This is a genomic window from Kurthia populi (assembly GCF_042686175.1).
Lineage (GTDB): Bacteria > Bacillota > Bacilli > Bacillales_A > Planococcaceae > Kurthia > Kurthia populi.
This window is the reverse complement of record NZ_JBHUOR010000025.1, coordinates 41031-51319: the sequence shown is the minus strand read 5'-3', so window position 1 is coordinate 51319 and position 10289 is coordinate 41031. Positions and strand designations below refer to the sequence as shown.

Here is a 10289-nt window from a genome sequence, read left to right as displayed (position 1 = left end):
TGGCCCCCTGTTGATTTTGGTGTAGGAACTTTAATTATACAGGCTCATATTGAATGGGTCTTTTTTTATTTATTTTGAGTGGTGCACTTAATATTACAATTCGTCCTATACAAAAACAAAAAAATTACAGATAAAAAGGACTTCGGCATCTTCATTTGCCGAAGTCCTTTCTTTAGCTAGGGTTTTGTCCCAGCCTCTTTTAAGATTATTTAAGATGCAAACGTTAAAATGACAGTATAAATTAATAACAGACCATTTAATAGACCACCCGTTAATAAGTAAATCGCATTCTTTGCTTTTACTGCAAATACAAGACCTACAATTGTTAAAGCAAGGAATACAATAGCAAACAGTAAAATCGGCATATGTACACCACTTAGGATGAACAATGCCAGGACCGCGATTACACCACATAGTATGGAATACATTCCAAAACGATTCATTAAAACACCTCGTGACTCATTATACTATGCTTTTAAACTATCTGTCACCTTTGTTAAATGTGCGATAATTGACTCACGAGAAGCTGTTACTGTGCGTTCTCGCTCTTCATCTTGGACGATTTTTTCTTTTGCACGCGCAGCTACTTCTAGTGCAGCCTCTTGTGGTACAACGACTACACCATTAACATCCCCCACAATAATATCGCCTGGCTGTACCGTTGTTTTGCCGATTGTTACTGGAATATTCACTTTGCCTCCGCCATTTTTAACACCTGCGGCTGGTGTGATGCCTGTCACGAATACTGGGAAATCTAATGCCAGCACTGCTTCAACATCACGAATAGCACCATTAACGACAAGGCCGCCGATACCCAACTTCTTCATCATTCCAATAACGAAGTCTCCAGCAACTGCACGCGACGTATTATTTTCGATATCAACAACTAAAATATCACCAGGTTCTGCACGTAACATTGCTTCCATCACTGCACCATTTTCATAAATCGGCAACTTTACCGTCACTGCCTTTCCGGCAATATGATGGCGTGCATCAAGCACTTTAATAGTTGATGGCAAATGATTCTTCCCCTTTAACGCATCACTTACCGCAGTTGTTGGTAATGTCTGAAATACTTCGTTTGACATGTAAATTCCTCCCATCTATATGGTTTAACAGTAGAATTAATTGAATATTTTGTCAAATAAAAGTAAGAAAGCAGCTAGAACTATTTTGCTGCTTTCTTATCGAAGCTTACATCGACGGTGTACATAATTCATTCAAACAGTATTCTAACGCATCATCAAATTCTTCTAAAGATGAAAACAGTTTGCGTATGCCCATCGCACGTGACAATAACCGATTAATCGACTTTGTATAACGTCTTTGCTCAAGCGCAATCTCCGCTTTTTTCCATTTTAATTGACCTGTTTCATCGGTTAATGCTAAAAATAAACGTGCTAGTTGGTCAATATCACTATAAATCGTCGTTTGTTTATAAAGTTCTTCGCTCGTCAGTTCATTAGGCGTTGTTAATTCCGCAGCTTGATCAAAGCCAACGATAGCCAATTGTTGATGCTTAAAAATAATATTTTCAGGTTTTAAATGCCGATGCACATAGCCTTGTTTATGAATTTTTTGAAGTAGGCTACTAACTTTTTTAATAATTCGTAACGCATCTAAAGCAGCATATGGTCCATGTTCAAGAATATTTTCTCCTTCCATATACGTCATCATAAAAAAAGGAACTTTTCCGACCATCCCATTGCCTAACCAAGTAGGTACATACGCTAAATCAAGCGCTTGCAATACTTGTTGCTCCTGCTCGAAGCGTTTTTTATATTTTGTACGATTTAACGTGCGCTTGCGCATTCTTTTTAAAACAATTTTTTCATGTGTTCGGCGATTTTCTACTAAATATAAAATACTGGTGGAGTTTTTTCGCAATATTCCACAATACGTAAAGGGCGTATCTGTTGCGATATACTCTAAAAATTTTTGATTCGTCGACAATTCTTGGAAGTTTTCCAGTGTCTTCTTCATTTTCTGACCCCTCATATATACCGAATTCGATGGCTAAATTTATTTTTCTATGAAAACAATCTTTTTTTCTATTTTATTTACAATTTTACTCAATCTGTATTTTAATTCTATCTGACTTTTAATCCTTTTTCAATATAACTTCTTTGCCTTTTTATGTAGAATTCCAAAAGACGCCTATTATACTTAGACATAATAGGCGTCTTTTGCGTTACATATTAGTGGAAACGTTTACGAGATGGTTTCTTTTCTGGCCATTCACGTAATGTTTTCTTTTTAATCGCATATTGTTGTACGCGGTAAGTACCTTTCGCACTTTCAATTGATTTATCCATTTCTTCAATATATTTATCTTTATGACCTTGCTCATAAGCAATTAATGCTTCAATTGCATGGTCCATCCATAATTGAACTTGTGGAATTTCACGCGCCATCCCGAATTTACCCATATATACTTCACACTGCGCTTGGTTAAATCGTTTTAATGGACTCTTTTTCATTGAACCAACAACTGCTTTTGCTGTTGTTAAATCCTCTTCCAAAATCGCTTTGCGGAATTGGAAATCAGATAACGTATCTACATTTTTACGGTGCTTATGTAAGATGCGTTCAATTTCATCTAATTCTTGCTCTTTAGTACCTTCCAATAACGTAATAGGGTATTGGAATAATGGATCTGTTTTTTGCATACGCATTAAGCGTAAAATAAGTTTCGTATTCTTACTTGATGTAATCACATATGAATAACCAGCTACAAGTGCAAACGCTAATACAGCGAAAAATCCGACTGCATATTTCGTTGGCACACCTAAATAAATAGCTAGCATCCCTAGTGATACAGACACTAAGTAGAAAACGACGAGAACAACAATATTCATACTCTTTTATACTCCTCTGTCTAATAGGCAAATGCCCAGTATCTCCTTAATAGTAGCAATATCCTATATGAAGAGCAATGGATATCCGGTGACAAATTGTTACCAATACGTTGGGTATTTACGCGTTTGTCGCAAATTATTAATCAGTAGTGCCATAATAACAACAAACACTGCGCCCGTTAATACAGGGAACAATAAAAAGCCCCAATTGTGACTGCCTTCCAGCATAATTACTAATGGATTGGCTGCTGCCGGTGGATGCATCGTACGTGTTAGCATCATTGCTGCTACCGCTAAAGCAATTGTAAGCCCGACAACAACAGCATGATTCCCGGCCAAATGATACATACTAAGTCCAATCGTTGTCGATAAAACATGCCCTACAATAATACTTCGTGGCTGGGATACCGGTGCTTGCCATAACCCAAAGGCCAGCGCACAGCTACCACCAAATGATGCCATGATCCACTGGGAATGCAAATGTTGCGTTAAATAGATTAACCCAGCGATTGTTATAAACGTGCCAATAAATGTTACAATAATATCTTTCATATAAACGGTAAATGGATTTTGTCCATTCCCTTTCATTTTACTGAAGTAGTTCATCCACATTTTCATCACTCGGTTCAGCTAATTTAATTTCATACAACATCATATCACTGAGGTCCCCCTTGTAGCTCAGCTTCTGCTGATCAATTAGTGAACGCACACGATATTCTAAAAAAGTATCACCGGTATAATCGCGCATTGTGCTATACACGTCACCTAGTAATTCAGCTGCTTTTACATAGCTGCCTTGTTGTAAATCTGCGACATGCTCTAAAATAAAATCATCTAAAATCGTTTCATCAAACGCTTTTAGTTCCCCTGCCTCAAATAAATGGAGCTTCGCTTCGCTCATTAACCACAGCTTACCTTCTTCTTTAAGCTCTGTAACTTGTTGTGCCGTTAAATGCGTTGGCGGTAGCTGCGCCATTTTTGATAATAACTCAGGTGCTACCTCGCCTGTCGTCCGTGGAAAACCTGGTGTGTCATGTTGTTCAATATCTCGGTATCCTTGGTATGTATCCACTAATTGAATCGTATGCACTTGTGGCAATGCCGCCATAATAATTCGTGCGCCTAAACGCTCCGCAGAGTTTGCACATGTCCAAATCACGACATCTTGCTCCGCTGTTAAACGTTTTAAATCACGGAAAGACTGCATCATTTTACGCTTCATTTTTTTAAATTCATTATATGTATCATGTAAGTTTTCTTTAAACCACGCGTAACGCGCTTCCATCCCTTTCCACGTATCAAGCGCCTTAATAGGCCCCATTGATAAGACATCTGGAAAAGCAATAACCCGTTCATCTAATGCTTGCTTAAGACTAAGACAAGCTGTACGTCCAAAGATAATATGTACCGTAGACGTATCCCATTCTAATTGGTGTTTTAAATGCTCATTAAACCATATTTCATCGTTTTCATCTAATTCCATATATAAATCCAGCAATAAATTTTTTGCTTGATTCTCTGAAAGCTCATCAATTTTTTGTTTCATTAAATCCGATTTTTCCATACTAAAAGAGCCTCCTTCATGCATTATGCATCATCCAAATATCGCCAATTTCAATGATAACTGTTTTTATTGTACAACACCTTTTTCATGGAAAGAAGAAAAAATTTTAACGGCAGATGCTTTTTCATAGGCAAAAACACAAAAAAAGAACGCCGATTCGTCATGAATCTGGACGTTCTTTCTCATCATATACCACTCATTTATTTTAAATTTTTCGCTAAAAATGCTTTTGTCCGTTCATGCTGTGGATTGCCAAATAATTCGTCTGGTGTACCCGCTTCAACGATTTCGCCGTCATCCATAAAGACAACTTTATTGGCCACACCCCGTGCAAAGCCCATCTCGTGTGTCACCACAATCATCGTCATATGCTCTTCTGCTAAATCTTTCATAACTTTTAATACTTCGCCTGTTAATTCTGGATCAAGTGCAGAAGTTGGTTCATCAAATAATAAAATTTCGGGATTCATCATTAGCGCACGCGCAATGGCTACACGCTGCTGTTGACCACCAGATAAGCTTTTTGGATACGCTTTTTCTTTATTTAATAGCCCGACTTTTTGTAGTAAATCAGTTGTCATTGCTGAGATTGTAGTCTTTTTACCAGCCATTTTTGGAGCCAGCTCTAAATTATCTTTGACCGTTAAATGCGGGAATAAATTAAATTGCTGGAACACCATGCCCATTTTAGATGTCGCCTGTTTAATAATTTCTGGACGTTTATACACGCCATCCTCGACAAAGGCTTCATCGGCAATTTTAATTGTACCGCCGTTAATTTCTTCTAAATGAATTAAGCTACGAAGCATCGTACTTTTACCAGAACCTGAAGGACCGATAATTGCAATAACATCGTTTTTTTCGACGTTAAATGTAATATTTTTCAATACTTCATTATCGCCAAATGATTTTTTTAAATTTTGAACTTCAATTAATGACATGTCAATGTCCTCCTATTCGTATTGAAAGCGACGTTCTAACCATTTGAAGAAAACTGTCAAAATAATCGTCATGATTAAGTAAATCGCACCTGCAATAAAGTACGGTACAATCGAGAAATCTCGGTTGACGGCTGTTTCAGCAAAGTGTAAAAGCTCTGGTACAGCAACCGCATATAATAATGCAGTATCTTTAATTAATGTAATCGATTCATTGGCAACCGATGGTAGTGCTACGCGGAACATTTGTGGCAAAATAATTTTACGCGTTGTTTGAGATTTTGATAAACCAAGTACCTTCGCTGCCTCGTATTGACCTTTATCAATTGACAATAAACCGCCACGGAAAATTTCAGCAAAATAGGCTGCATAATTTAAAATGAAACCTAAGCAAGCCGCTGCAAAACGGTCAATCGTTAAATATTCACCGATTCCTGGAATCATCGGTAGACCAAAACAAATAATTAATAATTGTAGTAAGAGTGGTGTCCCACGCATAATTGTTACGTAAATTGTTGCAAGCCAAGAAAGTGGCTTCACTTTACTGTTAATCGCAAGCGTTAATAAAAAGCCAATTGGCACAGATACAATAATTGCGATAAAAAATAATAGCAATGTCATTTGCGCGCCTTCAAGCATCGGCATAATGACGGATGACCAATAATCTGCCATCGATAGTTCCTCCTTTATAGTGAGCGAGAATAGGGTTTTGAAACGAGGGAAGGAGATGCCCGTTGTTGGACATCCCCTTCAGAAAGATACGCTATTTTAGAACTTTGTTTTCACCAAACCATTTGTCTGAGATCTCTTCAGCTGTACCATCTTCGTTCATTTTATCTAAAGCTTCTTGTAATTTTGTTTGAAGGGCTTCATTCCCTTTTTTAATCCCAACACCATATTGCTCAGGTGCTAAGGATTCATTCATGATTTTGAATGTATCTGGTTGTTGCGTCATATAGTAATCAATTACTACTTGGTCAATAACAACCGCATCTATACGTTTCGCTTTTAAATCATTTAATGCTAATACATTATCTTTAAACTCTGAAACGTTTTTTACTTTTTTGCTAATCGCATTATCATTGAATGCGTCAAGTGCAGAAGATTGTGCTTGCACACCGATTTTTTTATTTGTTAAATCTGTTAATTTCGCTAAACTAGAATCTTTTAATGTAACAAGTACTTGTGCGTTTTCTAAGTATGGTTTTGAGAATAATACTTTTTCTTTACGCTCGTCTGTAATTGTATAGCCGTTCCAAATTAAATCAATACGTCCACTTGCAAGCTCTGATTCTTTTGTTGACCAGTCAATTGGTTGAAACTCAACAGCCATATCCATATGTTTTGCTGCTTCTGTCGCTAAGTCAATATCAAAACCGACAATGTTGTTTTTATCATCGCGGAAACCCATTGGTGCGAATTTGTCGTCAATCCCAATTACTAATTTGTCTTTGCCTTCTGCTCCTGATTTCTCATCAGATGAGCCACATGCTGCAAGAACCGAAACAATCCCTACTAACATGAACAGCAATGAAAAAATACGTTTCATGCAAAATGCCTCCTATTTCATATCCTATTCTCTAGCTCTTTACCATTTTACTTTCGTCTGCTAAATCACTAATGTAATGAAATATTATCACGAGCCTGAAAAAGTGTCAACGGTTTTCAAAAAATCGGAATTTTCTGTTTTTAATATATCCATTATAATTTCCAAATGGCGAATTTTTTGGATTATAATAGAAGAAAAAGCAACGCGTACTTCGTTACACGTTGCCTTATTTGATTAAACATCTCTTTTTTCGCCTTTTTCATTGATGCCATCTTTATTACCTTGTTGATCAAAGCTGTATTTATCTAAACCTTCTCTTGAATACCCTTGCTCATCTAACGGAGTCCCATTTTTGTGCATGCCGTACTCATTAAACCCAAACACATCATATGGGCCTGCTGCTTTGCCTTTTGGATTGTATGCCTTGTGATTCGTATAATCCCGTCTCCGTGAAAAAGTTCGCTTTTGTAGCGGTTGTTGTGCTACTGAAATTAATTGTTGTTCTAATTTTGTCAATGGCTGCTGCCGTTGATTTAGCTCGGCTACTTGTTGTTCAAAGCGCTTTTTTCCGTATTTATCGAAGCCTTCCTGATTATAACCATTATGGTCATAGCCCGATGCATTATAGCCTTGTCTATTAAAACCAAGCGCATCATACCCAACCGCATTATAGCCGTCATCATTAAACATCGTCCCATTACGATGCCGACCTTTTTGATTAAAGCCACGCGCATTATAGCCCTGCACGTCAAAACCACGTGCATTATAGCGTTTCCCTTCTCTTGTAAAGCCGCGTCGATCAAAGCCTTTTTGATTAAAGCCACGCGCATCATAGCCTTGGCGATTGTAACCTTGACGATCAAAACCATCTCGTTTAAAGCCAGCTACATCGAAACCTGCATTGTTATAGCCGTCTTGCTTAAAGCCAGCTGCATTATAGCCCGCATGATCATAGCCATCATAATCGTAGCTTGTGCCGTTTAAATGCAACCCTGCTTTATTAAAACCTCGTTTATCATACGTGCGCTGAATACTTTGATGTTCTCGTCGCTTTTTAAAAAATTCCATTGCCGTCACCTCATATGCTGTTTCTATTTTTATCGTGATAAATAGCGCGTCATTTAGGATTCACAGTGGAAATGTCTCTTTCTTTTTTAGCTAAACTATGTTAAATTACTCTTTGTGTCTTAATTTAGAACGGAAAGGACTTAAGCGTATGAAAGCGAGCGATTGTATTCATTATTATGTCGTCGAAAAAGACGGCCTTTTTTATTCTCATGGCAGCATGTTCACAATGAACCAAGAAGCTGCCTATGCCTTCACTAATGAAGAAGCGGCTGCACAATTAGCACGTGAGCATGACGCTTCAGTTCAACATTTGTCAGTAAGCTATGGAGAGCTAGAAAACTTATCACTAGCGCCTGAAGACTGTATTGAACTCGATTTTTTAGAAGCAGTTTTCTACTAATTAAAAAGAGTCCCCTCCTCGTAATAAGGAAGGGGCTCTTTTTATAGATGTTTATTGTAAAACGTCATTGTAAAGTGGGGCAATATGCGTGATGAATTTTTCTGCGTCCTCACGTGTAGCAAGCGTTAGCGTTACACTATGACCTTGTTGCTTTAAGTCGCCTTCAATCGCATAAACGGCCATTTTTTCGTGTAAGCCTTCCATTGTAATTGCACCATAATGTTTTAAAATGCTTACGTCTAATAAATCAAATGGCTGACGGTCAGGTGTCATCGCATAAATTTTTGTCACGCGACCGGTTTCACGTTCTGTTAACATATTATTTACTGTAAATTTGTTTGTCACTCTATCTCTTCCTTTATTTCATTATCTGTTTTATGATGCCATAGTATACTGGCATTTGTAAATGCTACGCTGCGTAAGTATAGCCATCTTTTCCTTTTTTCTTTGTTTTATACAGCGCATCATCTGCCCTTGCAAATAAACTATTTTCCGTTTCATCCTCACATTGTTGAATTGCTCCACCAATCGACGTCGTCAATAAGTTCCAGCATTCACCTGTTTTATCATGGACGCTATTCATAATTTTTTGCGAAAGTTGTATCATTTTTTGCTCTGTAGCCTTCTCTAAAATAATACCGAATTCATCTCCACCAAAACGAACTACATAGTGTCCTTTTTCTATATTTTGATGCAAAATCTGTGCAAATTGCTTTAATACTTCATCTCCTACTGGATGTCCAAACTGATCATTTACTTGTTTAAAGTTATCTAAATCCATTAATAATAAACCAATTGGATATTTTTGTTTGTGTTGCATCATTTTATGCATTTGTTGTAAATAAAATGCACGATTATAAACATTTGTTAAAACATCATATGTTGCTAATCGTAGTGGGCGTGTGAAAATTTTAAAGATAATTAATAACGCCATAATTGATGTGACAAAAGCTACAGCAAGCATTACTTCTAGCTGTCTACGACTTTCTTTTAACATGGCCATTTCCGTATCATTCGTATAAGCAGTGTATATCACTCGATCTGTTGAATTTCCACGTCGATTTTCTGCTGTATATGGTTTAAAACGATAAATCATTTTTTTACCATTTTTAAGTTCACTCTCATAGCGTTGTGCTTTACCACTTTCTACAGCTTTGTTGTATGTTGATTGCCATGTTTTTGGCATATCATGAATAGATTCTTTATCATCGGATGACTCCAAAAAAAATCCTTCACTACTAATAATACGAATATCTTTTAAATCATTATATTTTTCTTTTAACGATGCAGATGAATCAAAAAAGTTAAAGGATTTAAATAGTTGTGTATCACTTAATGGCACGCCTAATTCTAATATATATTGATGATCTGCCGTAGCAATATAACCATATTTCCATAAATCTTTCGTCGCTGCTGAATTATCCAAGCCATCCGATACAAATGTCTCTTGTGCACGTCGCTCATTTAATAACTTGGCAAATTTTTCACAACACTCATTAAAATCTAAACCTTGTGCCGGTTGATAGGTTGTTTTAATAATTGTATTGGTTGTATCAATTATGTAAAACTCCATTTCTGTACGTTCTTTAATCGCTGCAATGTCCCACGTTTCAACTTCGGGATTCTTTTTATAGTAATTGCGCAGTGATTTTAATTCTTTCTCCATCTTCTCTGTATATGATTCATCAAAATATAAATAGGCTTTATCAACCGTTTGCATACCTGTCATGACATTGTTCTCAACTAAATTCCAAAGCTCTTGCTGTTGATTTCCTTGCATTTCTCGTAACATCATATAATTTAACCAACTAAATACTGCAATTAAAATGGCCGCAAAAATAATTAAACTTGCAAACACATTCATATATAAGTTTTTCATTCTACGACACCAACTTCCAAAAATCAATTACTT

13 protein-coding genes are annotated in these 10289 nt (G+C 36.8%); 1 reads left to right on the top strand and 12 read right to left on the bottom strand.

Features of this window, described 5'->3' with window-relative positions:
• Positions 1–209: 209 nt before the first annotated feature.
• The 10 genes from ACFSY7_RS05105 to ACFSY7_RS05060 all read right to left on the bottom strand — a co-directional run bounded on the left by ACFSY7_RS05105 (position 210) and on the right by ACFSY7_RS05060 (position 7977).
• Entirely contained in the window at positions 210–443 is a 234-nt protein-coding gene (locus tag ACFSY7_RS05105) for a hypothetical protein (protein ID WP_126989515.1), read from the bottom strand.
• Positions 444–467: 24 nt separating this feature from the next.
• Positions 468–1088, bottom strand: a complete 621-nt coding sequence (locus ACFSY7_RS05100; protein WP_126989514.1) for an RraA family protein — start codon at positions 1086–1088, stop codon at positions 468–470.
• A 106-nt stretch (positions 1089–1194) separates the two neighbouring features.
• The gene (locus tag ACFSY7_RS05095) at positions 1195–1983 is read right to left on the bottom strand and encodes a protein kinase domain-containing protein (RefSeq protein ID WP_380147095.1); all 789 of its coding nucleotides are present in this window, start codon (positions 1981–1983) and stop codon (positions 1195–1197) included.
• Positions 1984–2198: 215 nt separating this feature from the next.
• Entirely contained in the window at positions 2199–2858 is a 660-nt protein-coding gene (locus ACFSY7_RS05090) for a hypothetical protein (RefSeq protein ID WP_380147094.1), read from the bottom strand.
• 99 nt (positions 2859–2957) lie between these two features.
• Positions 2958–3470: an HPP family protein gene (locus tag ACFSY7_RS05085; protein WP_139992726.1), complete on the bottom strand. Its 513-nt coding sequence runs from the start codon at positions 3468–3470 to the stop codon at positions 2958–2960.
• Complete coding sequence (locus ACFSY7_RS05080; RefSeq protein ID WP_380147093.1) at positions 3448–4422, bottom strand: DUF1835 domain-containing protein; 975 nt, start codon at positions 4420–4422, stop codon at positions 3448–3450. The genes ACFSY7_RS05085 and ACFSY7_RS05080 overlap by 23 nt, the downstream gene beginning before the upstream one ends.
• A gap of 200 nt (positions 4423–4622) precedes the next feature.
• Positions 4623–5363, bottom strand: a complete 741-nt coding sequence (locus tag ACFSY7_RS05075) for an amino acid ABC transporter ATP-binding protein (RefSeq protein WP_380147092.1) — start codon at positions 5361–5363, stop codon at positions 4623–4625.
• Between the two features lie 12 nt (positions 5364–5375).
• A complete protein-coding gene (locus ACFSY7_RS05070; RefSeq protein ID WP_126989509.1) occupies positions 5376–6032 on the bottom strand; it encodes an amino acid ABC transporter permease in 657 nt (218 codons plus the stop codon).
• A 91-nt stretch (positions 6033–6123) separates the two neighbouring features.
• Positions 6124–6909 (bottom strand): amino acid ABC transporter substrate-binding protein, encoded by a 786-nt coding sequence (locus ACFSY7_RS05065; protein ID WP_380147089.1) that lies wholly within the window; start codon positions 6907–6909, stop codon positions 6124–6126.
• A 234-nt stretch (positions 6910–7143) separates the two neighbouring features.
• Positions 7144–7977 carry a hypothetical protein gene (locus ACFSY7_RS05060; RefSeq protein ID WP_380147088.1) on the bottom strand — a complete coding sequence of 278 codons (834 nt, stop codon included), beginning with the start codon at positions 7975–7977 and terminating at the stop codon, positions 7144–7146.
• A 148-nt stretch (positions 7978–8125) separates the two neighbouring features.
• Between ACFSY7_RS05060 and ACFSY7_RS05055 the strand changes: the two genes are divergently transcribed.
• The gene (locus ACFSY7_RS05055) at positions 8126–8377 is read left to right on the top strand and encodes a hypothetical protein (RefSeq protein WP_380147087.1); all 252 of its coding nucleotides are present in this window, start codon (positions 8126–8128) and stop codon (positions 8375–8377) included.
• 51 nt (positions 8378–8428) lie between these two features.
• Here ACFSY7_RS05055 and ACFSY7_RS05050 read toward each other — a convergent pair whose 3' ends face one another.
• Positions 8429–8722, bottom strand: a complete 294-nt coding sequence (locus ACFSY7_RS05050; RefSeq protein WP_126989505.1) for a hypothetical protein — start codon at positions 8720–8722, stop codon at positions 8429–8431.
• Positions 8723–8786: 64 nt separating this feature from the next.
• Positions 8787–10256: a GGDEF domain-containing protein gene (locus ACFSY7_RS05045; RefSeq protein ID WP_380147086.1), complete on the bottom strand. Its 1470-nt coding sequence runs from the start codon at positions 10254–10256 to the stop codon at positions 8787–8789.
• Positions 10257–10289: the final 33 nt, after the last annotated feature.